General features: G+C 38.6%; 10 protein-coding genes. 3 read left to right on the top strand and 7 right to left on the bottom strand.

The features are described from left to right. The first annotated feature begins 206 nt into the window (after window positions 1-206). Window positions 207-2,903, top strand: coding sequence for a DNA ligase D (gene ligD / locus AC06G9_RS11980; protein WP_480956284.1), 2,697 nt, complete (start codon window positions 207-209; stop codon window positions 2,901-2,903). A gap of 218 nt (window positions 2,904-3,121) precedes the next feature. Here the strand turns inward: ligD and AC06G9_RS11975 are convergent, their stop codons facing one another. From AC06G9_RS11975 to AC06G9_RS11945, 7 genes are all read right to left on the bottom strand, one after another. Beyond that, window positions 3,122-3,451, bottom strand: coding sequence for a DUF6122 family protein (locus AC06G9_RS11975; RefSeq protein ID WP_248753622.1), 330 nt, complete (start codon window positions 3,449-3,451; stop codon window positions 3,122-3,124). 341 nt (window positions 3,452-3,792) lie between these two features. Then, the gene (locus AC06G9_RS11970) at window positions 3,793-5,265 is read right to left on the bottom strand and encodes a redoxin domain-containing protein (protein WP_480956283.1); all 1,473 of its coding nucleotides are present in this window, start codon (window positions 5,263-5,265) and stop codon (window positions 3,793-3,795) included. A 27-nt stretch (window positions 5,266-5,292) separates the two neighbouring features. Further along, window positions 5,293-6,672, bottom strand: coding sequence for a RagB/SusD family nutrient uptake outer membrane protein (locus AC06G9_RS11965; RefSeq protein WP_480956282.1), 1,380 nt, complete (start codon window positions 6,670-6,672; stop codon window positions 5,293-5,295). An 11-nt stretch (window positions 6,673-6,683) separates the two neighbouring features. Next, window positions 6,684-10,034, bottom strand: a complete 3,351-nt coding sequence (locus AC06G9_RS11960) for a SusC/RagA family TonB-linked outer membrane protein (protein WP_480956281.1) — start codon at window positions 10,032-10,034, stop codon at window positions 6,684-6,686. Between the two features lie 24 nt (window positions 10,035-10,058). Then, entirely contained in the window at window positions 10,059-11,081 is a 1,023-nt protein-coding gene (locus AC06G9_RS11955) for a FecR family protein (RefSeq protein WP_480956280.1), read from the bottom strand. 90 nt (window positions 11,082-11,171) lie between these two features. Next, a complete protein-coding gene (locus tag AC06G9_RS11950) occupies window positions 11,172-11,753 on the bottom strand; it encodes an RNA polymerase sigma factor (protein WP_346569623.1) in 582 nt (193 codons plus the stop codon). 921 nt (window positions 11,754-12,674) lie between these two features. Then, window positions 12,675-14,447, bottom strand: a complete 1,773-nt coding sequence (locus AC06G9_RS11945) for an alpha-L-fucosidase (protein WP_480956279.1) — start codon at window positions 14,445-14,447, stop codon at window positions 12,675-12,677. A 307-nt stretch (window positions 14,448-14,754) separates the two neighbouring features. Between AC06G9_RS11945 and AC06G9_RS11940 the strand changes: the two genes are divergently transcribed. Together AC06G9_RS11940 and AC06G9_RS11935 are read left to right on the top strand one after the other, a co-directional pair. Continuing rightward, window positions 14,755-15,429, top strand: coding sequence for a hypothetical protein (locus tag AC06G9_RS11940; RefSeq protein ID WP_480956278.1), 675 nt, complete (start codon window positions 14,755-14,757; stop codon window positions 15,427-15,429). Between the two features lie 35 nt (window positions 15,430-15,464). Then, window positions 15,465-16,646, top strand: coding sequence for a rhodanese-like domain-containing protein (locus AC06G9_RS11935; RefSeq protein WP_480956277.1), 1,182 nt, complete (start codon window positions 15,465-15,467; stop codon window positions 16,644-16,646). Window positions 16,647-16,682 lie beyond the last annotated feature (36 nt).

The raw sequence follows: 16,682 nt of genomic DNA, 5'->3' as shown, positions 1-16,682 counted from the left end.
TTTGACAAGCGATGTTTCTCGATATCATTTTATAGCTGGGATGCAATTGTTATCTGTCATTTTCGAACTTTCTTGTGGTCAGTTTGTTATACTGGAGATGGTCTTCAGGACATGTGCACATCCATGTCCGGACAAGCTTTTTTTCAGTCCATGATAAAAAATAGACGAATAAGGCATCTTCATTTTGAACTTAAATCTCTTGAACAATGGCTTTAGATCAATACCGAGAAAAACGAGCGCAGGATAAAACCACCGAACCCTTTGGAGGTCAATCTTCGGGTCAGGAATTACGGTTCGTAGTCCAGAAACATGATGCTTCCCACTTGCACTATGATTTTCGGCTGGAAATGGAGGGAGTACTCAAAAGTTGGGCTGTTCCGAAAGGCCCATCTCTCGATCCGGATATCAAGCGACTGGCCATGATGGTCGAAGATCACCCTTATGATTACAGGACTTTTGAAGGCATCATCCCAAAAGGACAATATGGGGGTGGTACGGTGATTGTTTGGGATGAAGGGACTTACGAACCTGCTGAACCGGTAGCGGGAGACCTCAAAAAACAAGAAAAAGAACTGTTAAAGCAGTTAAAAGCCGGCAAATTGAAATTTAAACTCAACGGTAAAAAGCTCAAAGGCGAATTTGCTCTGGTGAAAGCTTACGGGAAATCCGAAAACAGCTGGCTCTTCATGAAACTGAAGGATAAGTACGCCAGTAAGAAAGATATCACGCTAAAAGACAAGTCGGTTATTTCTAAAAAAAGTATTGCGCAGATGGAGAAGTCCCCTGATCACGTCTATGGCAAGAAAATCATCAAAAAAGATAGTACGGCAAAGGACAAACCTGCTGGAAAGAAAAAAGCAGCTGCCCGTATCGACGAGCAGATCGCAGATGCTGGAGAAACGGAGCGAACGGATGTCGATGTAGCGAAACTATTGAAAAAGGCCCCCAAACAAGCATTTTATAGGCGCGTAGAACCGATGCTTGCGACACTTACGGACCAGCCTTTTGACCATGATGGGTGGCTGTACGAAGTAAAATGGGATGGCTACAGGGCCGTTTCATTTCTGAAAGGTGAAGAGGTCGAGATCAAATCACGCAATGATAAGAGCTTTAATGAAAAATTTTATCCCATCTACCAAGCCCTGAAGTCCATGAAGCTCGACGCGGTTTTAGATGGTGAAGTCGTTGTTGTAGGAAAAGAGGGCCATGCCAATTTTGGTGCCCTGCAGAACTGGCGAAGTGAAGCAGATGGAGAATTATTGTATTATGTCTTTGATATCTTATGGTACAACGGCAAGGACCTCACACACCTGACCTTGTCCGAAAGAAAGGGGATACTCGAAGAGATTTTGCCCGAAAGTGATCTTATCAGATTGAGCACTCCATTTTACACTTCAGGCATTAAATTTTTGGAATCGGCAAAGAAGATGGGATTGGAAGGGATTATGGCAAAACGCATGGATAGCCTTTATCATAGCCATAGCAGAACAAAAGACTGGTTGAAAATAAAAGCCAACAGCCGACAAGAGGTCTTAATTGGTGGTTTCACTAAAAATGAAGGTTCCAGTAAGGCATTCAGTAGCCTCCTCGTTGGTGTCTACCAAGGCAAAGACCTAGTCTACACGGGCAAGGTGGGCACCGGTTTTAGTGACAAACTGCAACTGGAGCTGCTTGAAAAATTTAAAAAGCTGACCCGCAAAACTTCTCCCTTTAGTACAAAGCCCGATGTCAATAAAGCTTCGCGATTTCGTCCAGATCCGCCGCATGCGGATGTTACGTGGCTGAGACCACAGCTCATCTGCGAAGTGAGCTTTACAGAAATGACAGCAGATGCTGTGATGCGCCATCCCTCATTTCTCGGTTTACGGGAAGATAAGGACCCCAAAAGCATCGTATTGGAAAAAGAGGTATCGACCCGTCAGGTTGTCGACGGATCGGATGATCAAATAACCGTAGCTCCAGGAAAAATGAAAAAGACTTTACTGAATCCGAAGGACCAAACACAGGTCAAAAAAATCAACAAGCATGAACTCAAGTTCACCAACCTCGATAAGATTTTTTGGCCCAAAGAGAACATTGCAAAACGTGACCTGATCAATTACTACCATCAGGTCGCACCCTATATATTGCCCTATTTAAAAGATAGACCGCAGAGCATGAACCGTTTTCCCGACGGTATAACAGGGGAGGGATTTTATTTTAAAAATGTAACCGATAGTGCTCCCGATTGGGCAGAAACCTACTTATATACAAGCGAAACGGATGACAAAGACAAGCAGTACCTCGTCGGGAAAGATGAGGCGACCTTGCTGTATATGGCCAATCTAGGTTGCATCGAAATGAATCCCTGGAGCAGTACGGTCAAAAAACCGGACCATCCGACCTTTTGTATTATCGACCTTGACCCTGGTAAAAATTCATTTGATCAGGTCATCGAGACGGCACAGGTGACCAAAGAAATACTGGATAGCATGCATGTACCCTGCTACTGCAAAACAAGCGGCTCTACCGGTCTGCATATTTATATTCCTTTGAATAATAAATATACGTATGACCAGTCCAAAGAATTTGCCCGCGTCATCGTGACGCTCATCAATCGACAGCTTCCAGACTATACGACGTTGGAACGTACCATCAAGGACCGCAAAGGGAAGATGTATCTGGATTTTCTGCAGAATAGACCGCATGCTACCATTGCTGCTGCGTACTCGGTACGTCCAAAGCCCGGCGCAACGGTATCGATGCCCTTGCATTGGGACGAAGTGAAAAAAGGATTAAAGATGAGCGATTTCACCATTTTTAATGCACTGGAACGACTTGAAAGTGAAGGCGATATCTTTAAGCCAGTTTTGGGTAAAGGCATTGATCTCAAAAAGATCATCGATGACTACAGCAAAAAATAGCTTGCAACCGTACGTAAAGGCAATGGTGGGATCCCAGCCATTGTTTTTATAAGCCATTTTTAGATCTATTGGATAACCGCTGGCTCGACCTAAAACGGCTATTTGGCATCTCCTAGATAATAGAAGGATTGCTACCGCGCTATGCACTTTTTGCGTAGCTTCCTATCGTACGCTTGAGACTGATGGGGACCAATAGCAGGCGAAAGAAACAACTTGGGTTAATGCCATAGGCAGTCTTGCCAATCGGTCAACATATGGAAGAGTAATCCGACGGCAACAATGCGCGTTTTCGGAAAAAATAGCAATATGAAGTACACCGCAATGGCATAATAGGAGTGCAGTGGATGATAGCCTATGCTACAGCGCCCCGGATCGAAGATCGGTGTCGCTAACAAATGATCCAGATCCACGAGCATCGTACCGATCATAATCAACCAAGCGCGTTTCCATTGTTCTCTAAAAAACAGATAAGCCAATAATCCTGGGACTAAAAAATGTAAGCTGTAATGAACGAGCGGTTGTAAGTACTGTAATCTGTCAAGATCCATGGATAAACAAAATATTAAATGAACGCTGGGCTTTATAAACGCTTTACTTATTGCAAATATAGCATCCAGCCGGAGAAACTGACTTAAATCTGGATAAATTTATCGATTTGTACCAAATGGATAGGATAAGCAGTCAGGTAGAAGATGTTTATTTATCACTTCATACTATTAGATTATCATATTTTCAAAATGGAAAAAGCCAGCTTTAAGTAAAAAAGCTGGCTTTCGTTATAGAATGAAAATTTGGGATATTTTTTTTAACATATAAAACTAACACCACAACAAGATGGTGTGGAAGAATTTTTCTTGTTATGTTAATCTCATTTTAAGTTCCATATTTTTTAACTTTTATAGGGTTTCTTTGCTGCTTCGATCAACTCCTTCATTTCTAATTTTATATAGTCAACATTTGGAGTAGATCCGGTTAAGAAATATCGAATATTTCCTTCCTTATCGATAATAAATTTAGCAGGAATACCTTTCACACCAAATTTAGCAGCCATTACTTCACCAGTTTGAGGATCTTTTTGATCATCATAAAGAACTTCAAAAGGATAATTATTTTTTGTTATAAAAGCCAACACATTTTCTTTATAATTTTTGTCGCGCTCCCAAGTATTCATAAATAGGAATTGAACATCTTTATCATGTGCATATGATTCCTGCGCAGCTTTCATACCCGGAAATGAGCGCACGCAAGGCTGACACCAAGTAGCCCAGAAATCAAGGACGACAACTTTTCCTTTTAAACTGGCCAACGACACTTTTTCACCTTTTAAATTGAGCAACTCAAAATTCGGAGCAGGTTTGAAGGTCTCCATTTCTTTAATATGGTCACGTATATTCTGTGTTAACGTTTCTTTTAATGATACATTGAAATTTTCGTAACCCTGATCGGAGCCGTTCAGTTCCAAGTAGAGTTGTTTAAGATCGTTCTCAACAGCAAATTGTCCTTTAGTATATAATTTCGTCAAGATATTGTACGCCTCAAGTTTTCGTCCGGTTCCCATCAGCGATTTGTAGTAAACCATTGCTAATCCGTCAGCTTGTTCAGGAGCTACTTTCAGTGCATTTTCGATGTATCCAAGGGCGTCGTTATATTTTTTTTGAGCTACTAAGATATTGACATAAGCAGACATCGAGCTGGCATAACCCATAGAAGCGAATCTTGCTTTATTGTCTTTTTGATCCTCCGGCAGGCTTATGTAATAATAACTATCATCCATGGCAGTTTTTAGGATAGGAGCTGCGTTGACTGTATCTCCTGCTGATAATAAAATCTGGCCTACTGACAGATAGCCATTGCCACGCCAAAATTTTTCTTTCATTTCGCCAAGGTAATGGATAGCTTGAGGAGCATTTCCATCATTTGCAAACCCCTGTGCTAAATTGGCTAAAACATAATCATAGATTAAAAGTTCTTCACTGAAGTTTTTGGTCGGCCACTTTTTGTTCAGATCATGATAAGCTTTTTCCTTCTCCTGGACAGTAGGTGCTTTGTAAAAAACATTGGTGATAAAAGCATCGCGGGTCAGTGATCCCTTAGGATACTTTTTCTTCGCAATAGCTTCTACCGAAGCCTGTTGCTCTTCCTTTCCCAATGATCGTAGGATATTGATTGTTGTGCGGAACTCTTGCTCTGTTTTATAACCCTTAATTTCGGTTAAAAGTACATGTGTCAGCGAATCTTTTTGAGCTATGCTGCCTTTTTCTATTATGGGGAGATATTTTTGAAATTTGTCCCCTGCTGCCTTTTGTGCCATAGCATGAACTAAGGCAAAGGTCATGGCTATGGTTAAGATTGTTGTTTTCATTTTTTAATGATCAGTTATTGTAGTAATTTAGTTTTCGTATCCAGGATTTTGTGTCAGTTTAGTATTGATCAGAATTTGAGCCTGTGGAATTGGAAAAAGCACATCTGTAGATTGCCAATTTGTTTTAATAGGCGAAAGAACATCGGTAGCACGTTCGGTGCGTTTAAGATCTAGCCAGCGATGACCATACTCGCCAAAAAATTCATGGAGACGCTCAGTTTCTATCGCGGTCAATAGTTGTGTTTGGTTACTGCCGCTATCGATACCCTTTAATCCGGCACGGCTGCGTACAGCATCAATATCAGCGCGTGCACCGCTTAGGTTATTGAGTCTGCTTCTGGCTTCAGCACGTATAAGATATTGTTCAGCCAAACGTAGTAGGATATGATATTCCGCACCTGTTCCAGAAGCTACTTTATACTTCGTGATGGCATAGTAGTTCTTACCTGAAATGGTTTTAAGACTTGTCCAGTTCGTTTTTCTTAGATCAGTTGTGGATGACTCGAAACTATTATATACTGCATCGGGTAGCGTATAACCTGGTACAGCAGTGGCCGCCGTAATATAGTTTGCTCCGAAAGTTGTGACACCCGTCAGATTTCCCAACTGAAGGATAACTTCGTTGCTCGTGTTTTGGAAGTTTTTGTCTGGAGCAGGCATGCCATAATCAGAAGACTGCAATACTTTGGTTGCGTACAATTCGGCATTTTGATAGTCTTTTTGATATAAATATACTCGGGCTAATAGGGCGCTGGCCGCAGCTTTATTTGCCCGTCCTCTTGGACTGGCAGTAACATCATAGGTGGTCTGCATTTTACTCTCTGCATCTTTGAGGTCACTGACGATCTGATCATAGACCTGCTGTTTACCTGCCCTTGGTAGAGAAGCATCTTCAAATGCAAAGAGGTCATCCCGCAATTGTAAAGGAACATCACCATATAAGTTCACAAGATAGAAATAGGCATAGGCTCGGAAAAATTTAGCTTCACCGATTAGCTGATCTTTTATGGTTGGTGTCAGGGAATTGGATGCTTCCAAACCGGAGATAGCGTTGTTGGTATTCTTGATCAATTGATAACTATTATACCACAGGTTAGCGACATTACTATTGGTATTTAAGATGTTATTACTGGAGAACTCTGTTATACCAGCATCTGTCGCATTATATTGAAGATCGTCTGCCGCGATTCCGGTAAAGAACGTGGTCATGCCAGACAAGTTGATATTTAATACTGTGCTGTACAATCCACGGATCACACTATTTGCAGATGCATCCGATGCAAATGCATCTCCCGTAATAACTTGCGTAGGTGGAGCGCCAAGATCTACAAATTTTTCGCAGGAACTAAATAAAAGTGCCCCATTAGTCAGTATAAGCGATATGATGGTTTTATTGTTTAATTTCATTGTTGTACGTTTTAAAATTGACAGTTAAATCCAAAGACAATTGTGCGCAGTGGAGGTAGCACTTGTGCGATCGTTCCTGTACCTAAACCAGAGGGACCACCCTGAACGGTAGTTTCCGTATCGAGTACATACTTGTTTTTTGCCCAAGTAAACAGATTCTGACCCTGCATAAATACACTACAATTGGACATTTTCAATCTTGAAGTCCAGTTTTTTGGCAGGCTGTAGGAAAGATTTATTGACCTCAATTTAATATAAGATGCGTCCCCATACACAGCATCAGAGCTACTGTATAGATTGTATGAATTGTTTAAAGCACTTCCTGCAGGTGTAGAAGTAGGTGATGACGGTGTGATCGCTCCAGGAATATCTGTATTTGGATTTGTTGGAGACCATCTTCCAAGCCAGTATTCATTTTGGTTAACCATGGCTCCCGGTCTTGTGTTTAAAATTTTGGTTACTCCAAATCGATGGTTAAACTGGAAAAATACGCCCAGCTCAAATCCTTTGTATGAAAACGTATTGTTAAATCCACCATAAAATGGTGTTCCTAAGTCAGCAACATAACGGTCGTCTCCATTGATAACTCCATCACCATTGCGGTCCTCATAAGTTGCTCTGCCGGTTGTTTCGTCTACCCCTTGATAATGGTAAAGACGGATCAGATTAAGCGGTTCTCCAACTAGAAAACTGCTGGCAAAAAATGTATTTTCAATTCCCGGAAATTCCACTAATTTATTTTTATAGAATGTGAAGTTGGCCGATGTTTTCCATGTGAAATTTTCTGTAGCAATATTGGTGGTATTTAATTCCAATTCCAGTCCAGTATTTTGAATCAGTGCCGGAAGATTGGCCTTATAACTGTTATACCCAACTTGAGTACTTAGAATAAGATCGGTAATCTGATCACCAGAGCGGTTTCTAAAGTAGTTACCCGTGAATAAGATGCGGTCTCTCAAGAAACCAAGATCCAGCGCAAATTCCATTTTTTTGGTTGTTTCCCATTTGATATACTCATTAGGAAGTGTCCCAATGTTCATCGAAGGATTATTTAGATAGGCTGTAGAAGAGGAATAGAGCGGCAGATACATATAGTTTGATATCTGATCATTCCCGGTTGTACCATAACTTGCTCTTAACTTCCCGAAACTTAGAAACGGCAGCTTGTCCTGTACAAAATCTTCTTTTCCGAATACCCAGCCAAGGCCTATCGCACCGAAATTTCCAAACCTGTTTTTGGGACCAAAACGTGAGGAACCATCCCTTCTAAATGTTCCATTAAATAAGTATTTCTCTTTCCAGTCGTAATTCACTTTTCCAAATACTGCATTGTATTTGTAATAAACAAGATTGTTGTTTGCAGTAAACGTTCCTGCTGCACTGAGCGATCCTAAAAGTGCATCATTGCTGTAATTAGATCCATTAGTTGTCTGTGAGCGGGAGGAATTCTGCTGGAAACTCGTACCGATTAATGCTGTTAGTTTGCCTTGACCTAGATTTTTGACATAATCCAATGTGGGTTCGATAATCCAGTTCTCCGCTTTTGTATTGGAAAAAGCAGATGAGCCCAATGGATTGGTGAGGGTGTTATTTAAGGATGAAATCGGTGTCTGATTATTTTGGTTGAGCTGTGTTATGGTGTACCCGAAATTTGTTTTCACGGTCAGTCCAGGGATAATCTTATAGCTCAGGTTTGCATTTGAAATCAGGTTATTCGTAGTTCCTATGTATTTTCTGTTGAGCATAGCAATAGGATTGTTGATCCCTGCTGATGATGGCAACCAATAAAATCTTCCGTTGTCATCATAAATAGGGTAGTTGGGAGGCAGGTTGTACATGGAAGTAATATCCGAAGAGGGCATATCCGAATTGTCATTGGCATAGCTTACAGATAGTGCCGCATTAAACTTCTTGTCTGCAGACGTATGATCCAGGTTTAGACGGGAGGTAAACCTGCTATTTTTACTGTCTCTATAGAATACCGTGCTTTCGCGTCTGTATCCTGAGTTAAAGAAAAAGCGTGTGGATTCATTTCCACCCGACATATTCGCTTGCACATCAGTGATATGACCTTTATTACCGATCAGCATTTTTTGCCAGTCTGTAGATTTATTCTGGTCCCACAACATAAGGTCTGGAGCATTCGTTGCAGTTGGTACAGTACCATCATTAGCAAAAGCTTCCTTTCTCAAGGATAGGTATTCTTCCAGATTCATCATCGGGATAAAGCGATTAACTTCCGTAAATCCAGTGTTAAAATTAACACCGATGCGCGTGCGTCCCGATGATCCTTTCTTTGTCGTGATCAATACGACACCATTGGCACCGCGGCTACCATAAATTGCTGTAGCATCGGCATCCTTGAGAACATCTATACGTTCTATGTCAGAAGGATTAATCATACTAAACGGACTCAGACCACCAGAAGATCCAGAAATACCAAAAGAGTTTAGATTGTCGGTTGCAGGTTGACCACCGTTAAAATTAGTGAAAGGCACCCCATCAATAACGTACAAGGGAATAGATCCTGAGGTCGTTCCGCTTAATGAAGCCTGGTTTCTGATCTGTATCTGTACCGCACTTCCTGGTACACCGTTATTTTGGGCAATCAATACACCTGACATTCTACCGGCTAATGCTGCCAGTGGATTGCTTACCGGTTGAGATGCAATATCTTTAGCTGTTATCGAAGCTACTGATCCCGTATTTAATCGACGTGTTGTTGTTCCATATCCGATCACGACAACTTCTTCTAAACTGCCTTCTTCAGGCTTTAATCGGATAGGAGTAGCGTTTGCAAGAAGCTGTTTGGCCGAAACCTCCACCTTCTGGTATCCCATGAAAGAAAATATGATGGTTATATCTTCATTGGGGATCCTCAATCCCCACTGTCCATTCACATCAGTAGCTGTACTTGTCTGTATATTCCGATATGCCTCTTTTTGCCAATCTTTTATGATCACAGACACGCCTGCTAACGGAGAGCCATTTTCATTAAGTACTTGTCCGGCCAAATGTGGTTGACTTTGTTTCTTTTCTTTTATAGCTATGATATTATTATCCAGCAATTCCCAGGTCAGATTACTTCCTGAAAGAGATTTTGATAGTACATCTTTAATACTAATTTTGTCAGCTATCATATTTACTGTTGAATTGGGAAGTATAGCCTTACTGAAGAACATTTTGTATTTACTGTTTTCATTGATGGTCTGAAATACGTCTTCCAGCTTGCCGGCCTTTATGGATACATCAATTTTTTCAGTTTGTGAATAGGCAAAACTCTGCACATGCACAGTGCTGAGACAAACCAGAAGCAGTGCCAATCTGGATTCTTTTTTAAATTTAGGTACTGTTTTGTTCATATGAGTTATGTAGGTTAGTTTGTTTTAAAATAGTTGTATTTTATTTTTACCCGTCTTTTTGATCTGGAAGTAATTAACTGTCTGCAGTGCTTTTAATATATTGTCTAGATCTTCATTTTCAAATGTCGCAGAGAAGCGTTGACTTGCGATTTTACTATTTAAGATCTGGATCTCCACACCATACATACGTTCCAGTTTGAGTACAATATCTGCCAATCTTTCATCACGGATGGTCATCCGTTTAAGCATCCATTCTGTTTCGAGTGCAGTACCGTCTTGATTTGAGACAACTAAAGGCTGGACTGCAACGGTGGCATATTGCAGAGAGACAACTTTTGGCTTGGTGGATTGTGCATGGTTATGGATAGCCGCATTAGATAGAACAAATTTTTCATTTGGGTTCAAGATAAATTTCTTATCCGTATGGCCAGTTTTCCATATCGAAACTTTCCCCCGTATTAAAGCAGTTTCTGCATTTCTTTCATTTTCATAGTCACGAACATTAAAGGCAGTTCCCAGAACGCTGATTTCCATTCTAGGCGTATGGATGATAAAAGGTTTTTTTGCATTTTTAGCGACATCGAAAAATGCTTCACCGATTAAAATCACTTCACGTTTAGAAGAGTCTTTAAAAGAATTAGGATAAATAATTCTACTGGATGCATTAAGTGTAATTTTTGTTCCATCTTCTAACGTAACATGGCGCTGTTGCCCGTTTGCTAAGCTGATTTCTATATTTTTTAAGCTCTTGTTTTTATACAGATATTGATATGCAATAGAAATACAGAAAAGTGCTACAGTCGCGGCAACAGCAAGTTTGATCATACCGATTTTTCGGATGGGTGTTGGAGAAATTTTCTTTACAACATTTTCATGGATTCTTCTTTTTATTTCATGCTGTTTTTCATGATCAAGTTGATCCAAGATATCTGGGCGCGATGAAAAACTTTCAAAAAAATTTTCGACAATTTCCGCTTCCTCTTTATTGCAATTACCTTTTAAGTATTTATCTATAAGGTTTTGAAGCCTGGGGTTATGATGTTCCATTTTTGATTAGTACCGTATTTATATATACAGTGTACTTAAATAGGAAGATCGTACTAGTCTTCAAGTTATTTATTTATAACTCACTTTAGGTCAGTATAATAAAGTTATGATAAAAACTAAAAAATGTTGAATGATCAATTTTCTTAGTTTGGAAATAGAGATACCTAAATGGTTTTGTATGGTATTTTGTGAACTTTGAGTCATTTCGCTTATTTCTTTGGTAGAAAGTTCATCTAGATATCTCATTTTGAAGATTTCTTTTCGTTTCTGTGGCAGATGGGAAATCCAATCTTCTATTAGAGATTTTAAATCTTTTTGTGCATATTGATCATATTCGGAAATCTCGTGTTGCTGCATTAACGATAGATTTTCTTCGAGCATTGATTTTGTTTTCCTGTTTTTCCGATAAACTTCAAATACTTTGAATTTCATACAGGTACGAAGATAGGCTTCAAGATTCTGGATATCTCTCACCGCTCTTTGTTGCCAAAGGTCTATAAATACATCTTGTACCACTTCTTCACAAAGAGCCATATTATGAAGTCGTTTATAGGACTCATTGATTAGAAGAGACCAGTATTGCTCATAGATCATGTTGAAAGCCTCCAGATCGCCAAGTTTTAGACGCTCCAGCAAACTCACGTTACTATGCCCTATATGTTCGTTTTTCATTATAATATTTGTATGAACCAATTGGTTTTGGTTTCCAAATTTTTAAGTAATATTGTATTATCTTACAATTATAGTAATATTTGTAGCTTTTAGCAACTTTATTGTTAATTTCACAACTATCACTATTGTAAGAATACGTATGAAGTCGGTAGTGGTATCAATATTTGAATGGATAGGGCTACTCGTGGTTTCTTAAATAAGAATTATATTCATAATGTTAATAATCAATTGGTTTATTATCGAAGTTAACGTTTATTTTTCAAGAAAATGTCTTTAATTCTTACTTTCGAATATATTATTGTATTTAAATTTTTCACGACTGCTATGCTGAATTTTTTATTGCATAATTCCATTTTTTCAATATTTATTGTGATAAAAACCTGTTTTTACAAGGTATGAAAAGTGCAATTTTACTTTTAAAAATTTTATTTTTTATGATATCCTTATTCCTTTTCTTTAAATACAGATCTTTCTTACATAAAATAGCCTAACATTTTACAAATAGTATTGTTGCATGTATTAAATTGAACAGTAAAAAGAACATAATCAAATTTTGTTTATGTTCTTTTTACAAATATCATTGATGCATGATATCACTCATCCAACTGCTACCATGTTCATCATCTATTTCTGTATTCCAATTAGCATTATATTTTCTTGTAAGATATGATACAAAATTAATCCTAGATAAAAGATACGGATGCTACTCCAAACAGATCATAAAATACCTTTTTGGATAATCCATGGCAATATTAATATGGTTTTCGTCATATTAAATTTTAAAAATGGTAAGATCTTCTATCATTTTCTATTGGCGGGAGCAAGGTAGTGTCCTTCAAGAGATAAATAAGTAACGCAGTCTTATATCAGCGTTACTTATTATTCTGAATACGCAACATGAATATTAAGGTGTATACAATTTTACTCAACTCTAAACACAACTGAGGTTGCATAATTCATCTGGGAAGGACAAGTCACGACCAATCCATCGGCCACCTGCTTCCATTTCAACTTACCTTCGTATCCGAGCATGCTCACTTTTTTAATCGTTTTGCCCAATAAGCTTGCGTTACTACCAAGTGATTTTATTTTCAATTCAGATCCCGCTTCCGGCAGTTTCATACAAAAGGCATAAAGCGATCCATTTTTTCCTACGGTAAATCTAAAATCCGTGGTGTTAAACTTAAATTCTGCATGTCTGCGACCAAGTCCGCCACCCGGGAGCATTTTCAATTTCCCGTTTTCTTTTTCTCCTTCCCCAGGAATTTTCCATGCTCTGCTGCCATAAACCGCCTCCCCGTTACGGCGCATCCATATTCCTACCTCTTTGAGCATTTTTAAACTGCCCTCATCCAAAGATCCATCTGGTAGTAGTGAAACACAGAGAGCAGCGTTACCATCCCTAGCAATAGCCTCTATCACATATCGGATCATCATTCCGGAGTCATAAGTAAAATTAGGTGCATAATACCAGTCTCCAACCGGCGCTTCCGCTATCCAAGGCTGATCTGTTTTGATTTTTTCAGGAATAGCAAATTCCTCGGTAGTAACGGTACCATTTGTTTTATCCCGAAATTTCACAATACTAAAAGTATTGACCTTTCCGTGTCTCTTTAGTGTCCTATTGTAATAATCAGCGATCACATGCTGCATCGCATCTGCTTTATAACCCGTACCTGTCCCATTACCAGTGAAAGGTCCTTGAACAGTGCCATCTGTATATATAAAATCCGGGTCATATTTTTCAACCACATCCATCATACGCAATGCCCATTGCTTGGCATACCAATTCGCATATTCCAGGTGTTTACTAAAAATTCCTGGAGATGGTGGCGACCATGGCGTGTGAGATTTTTCAGCAACTCCTTTATATTCACGTAGATCAATGCCATAGAGTAGGCGAGGATCATATTTTTCCCACCACTTCCCCTTTCCATCAGCTGCAGTCAGATTGCCATCATAAGGTATTCCTTTCTTAGCCCCCGTGGTATCGCTTCCAAAAGCTGTTTGCCACCACCACCAGGTATATTCATGATGAAAGGTTACCCCATAACGAATGTTATTGTCATGACAAGCTTTTGCCCACTCGCCAATTAAATCACGTTTAGGTCCTATGTTAACTGAATTCCATGGTTGATAGCGTGAGTTCCACAAGTCATAATTATCGTGATGAACACCTTGGATCATTAAGAATCTTGCGCCGGCATCCTTATATATTTTAGCAAGTTTAGCTGGATCAAGTTTGGTGGGATTCCATTTGTTAAGGATTTCTTTATAACCGAATTCCGAAGGGTGACCATAATTTTTAAGATGATTTTTATGTGCAGGCGTACCAGGTGTATAGAGCTTTCTCGCATACCAATCACCACTTTCTCCTGATGCTTGAGGGCCAAAGTGAACCCATATACCAAACTTCGCTTCCCTTAGCCAATCAGGATCTCCAGGATAATTAGCCTCTATTGATTCCCATGTTGGTTTGAATGGACCGGGAAAAATAGGAATATCGAGTTTAACTTCTTCGAAAGATTTCCAATCTCCCATAGGCAAACTATCTACCGGTCCTGTTGGAGGTACTTGAGGTATAGGAAGTACTGTTGTTGCTGAGCTAACTTTAGTTTGTGCATTTGATTGATGGCAAACGTAGGTTAGAAGTGCGAAAGAGAAACCAACACCTATCTTTAAAATTTTTATCATTGATCTATAATTTAAATGGTTTTATACTGCTTTTTACTAACGGTCATAACATCTATTTTTTTCATACATGTAATGTAACGAAGTAAATAAATAAGTGTTAATTTAACACTTATTTATTTACTTCATTAATATTTTGAATTATTGGAACGTTTTTGTAAACATTCTGCCTGATTATTTATAGGTTAAGAGTTTAAATTAGTTCAAATTTGCATTTCCAAGAAGCATAGTAAGAACTAATTTCTTATTGAACTAAGCCTGATATTGGGGGTAAAATTCTTTCACAATTCATACAAGTCGAGAGTACAAAATGAACGATGTAACAAAAATAAAGTATGTTTTTATAGCACTGTTTTCTGCAATGATTGGAAATGCGATCGCGCAAGAAAAATCGCTGGGTCCTGCCATAAATCCTCCAATAAATACAGAAATATTGGGTAGCAATAGAGGATTGGCTCTTCAAATGATCATCGATAAGAAATTTAGAACTATTCCCAAGCTAGGCTTTTTTAGTGTCACGTCTCTCGTGGGAGAATGGGACAGTAATCAGATCAACGATTACATGACACAAGCAAGTCTGACCTATGATATCGCGAAGGGTTTCAAACTAGCTGGTGGTTTACACGTAACCCCAGTGAAAGGTATGCGCCCCATAGCAGGTATAATTTATAGCGTAGCTAATCCCACTTGGTTGTTTGTGGCTAATTCTAGAATAGATTATTCTAAAGACACGAATGTCGAAGGAATGTTTTTAGTTGAATATAAACCACAGATAAATGATAATTGGCGCCTTTATTCGCGAATTCAGGCTTTGTATGAATACAGTACTGTCATCAATTTGCAAACAAGAAGTTATCTCATGGCTCGAGCTGGTTTAAGTTATAAAGAAATAACTTTTGGTGTGGGTACCAATATCGATTATTATGGTCCAGAGAAACACAATGAAAACAGCATTGGTGGCTTCTTAAGTTTCTTGTTATTCTAAGCGTAATAAAAAATACATTTTACACTAAATCAAAAATGGAGAAGTATATTATCTCAACAGCATTATTATTCTTGTCTTTCTGGTGTGATGCCCAAGATTTCAAGTCAGATCATGTTCGCTATCAAACAATTTCGTGGATTGATTTTTTCAAGAGGCTGGAGCAAAATCCAAAATTGGTATATTATGATATCAGGAGTGATGGTGAGCGGGCTGACAATGGCAAGTCGCTACAATATAATCAAGGAAAAATAAGGGGAGCAGTAGAAACTGACTTTGCCGATTTTGAAAAATATTACCCTGAATATTTAAAGCATAAAAATGATACTATTTATCTCTATTGCAGTCATAGCAAGAGGTCACGGGTTTTAGCCAAACAGCTTGCAGATAAAGGGTTCGTAAATGTGGTTAATATCAATGGAGGCTTGTCGTATTTCAACACGCTTTCTGAAAAGGAAATGCCCTATAAAGATAAATATTACACCAATAATCTGAAGTACAAACTTATTACACCAACAGATTTCATGAGAGCATTGCGTAACACCAGTTATCAAGTAATAGACATCAGACCTGATAGTTTATACTTAGGAATAGCTAAAGAAGAACGAGGAAATTCATTTGGAAAAATCAAATCTGTCCTTCACATACCTTATGATAAATTAAAAGATAGCTTAAAGTTATTGGACCAAAAGAAGAGTATTTACCTATTCGATAATGAAGGAGATCAAAGTCCGATTGCAGCGAATTATTTAATTGAGCAGGGCTACAATACAAGTGTTCTACTTTTTGGATTAAGTAATATAATTGGTTCTACTGCAAATAATGATATTGAATTTTTGGATACAAAATATCAATTTATTCTACCTAAAGAATTACTGAAGATTAATAGACAAGCTAACAATTTAATTATCATAGACATTAGAACTGAAGCGGAGTTTACTGGCACAGATAAGGCAGCTTGGAAGAATATAGGAACACTAAAAAATGCGATAAATATTCCATTTGCTCTATTGAGTAAGGAAAAAATAGCCAGGTATATTGGGAAAAAGATTGTCATTTATGATATGATGATGAACGACGGTCTATTGTTTACATATGCTAAGCAATTAAGGAAATATGGTGTGAAAGAGCTATACTTACTTTATGGGGGTATTTCAAACTTTAAAGCAGGCATTTACGACTATCAAAGTGTGGAATTGAAAAATTTGCTAGATGACTAACTTTTTTCTGAATCAGGGTAAAATAATGCAAGGTGC

This window comes from Sphingobacterium sp. MAE (assembly GCF_056711605.1).
The sequence above is the reverse complement of the archived record's forward strand: the minus strand, read 5'-3'. Positions and strand labels throughout refer to the sequence as shown.

Coding starts and splice junctions, on each gene's coding strand:
- ligD (WP_480956284.1), top strand. CDS start 207: ATGGCTTTAGATCAATACCGAGAAAAACGAGCGCAGGATAAAACCACC.
- AC06G9_RS11935 (WP_480956277.1), top strand. CDS start 15,465: ATGGAGAAGTATATTATCTCAACAGCATTATTATTCTTGTCTTTCTGG.
- AC06G9_RS11960 (WP_480956281.1), bottom strand. CDS start 10,034: ATGAACAAAACAGTACCTAAATTTAAAAAAGAATCCAGATTGGCACTG.
- AC06G9_RS11945 (WP_480956279.1), bottom strand. CDS start 14,447: ATGATAAAAATTTTAAAGATAGGTGTTGGTTTCTCTTTCGCACTTCTA.
- AC06G9_RS11955 (WP_480956280.1), bottom strand. CDS start 11,081: ATGGAACATCATAACCCCAGGCTTCAAAACCTTATAGATAAATACTTA.
- AC06G9_RS11950 (WP_346569623.1), bottom strand. CDS start 11,753: ATGAAAAACGAACATATAGGGCATAGTAACGTGAGTTTGCTGGAGCGT.
- AC06G9_RS11940 (WP_480956278.1), top strand. CDS start 14,755: ATGAACGATGTAACAAAAATAAAGTATGTTTTTATAGCACTGTTTTCT.
- AC06G9_RS11965 (WP_480956282.1), bottom strand. CDS start 6,672: ATGAAATTAAACAATAAAACCATCATATCGCTTATACTGACTAATGGG.
- AC06G9_RS11975 (WP_248753622.1), bottom strand. CDS start 3,451: ATGGATCTTGACAGATTACAGTACTTACAACCGCTCGTTCATTACAGC.
- AC06G9_RS11970 (WP_480956283.1), bottom strand. CDS start 5,265: ATGAAAACAACAATCTTAACCATAGCCATGACCTTTGCCTTAGTTCAT.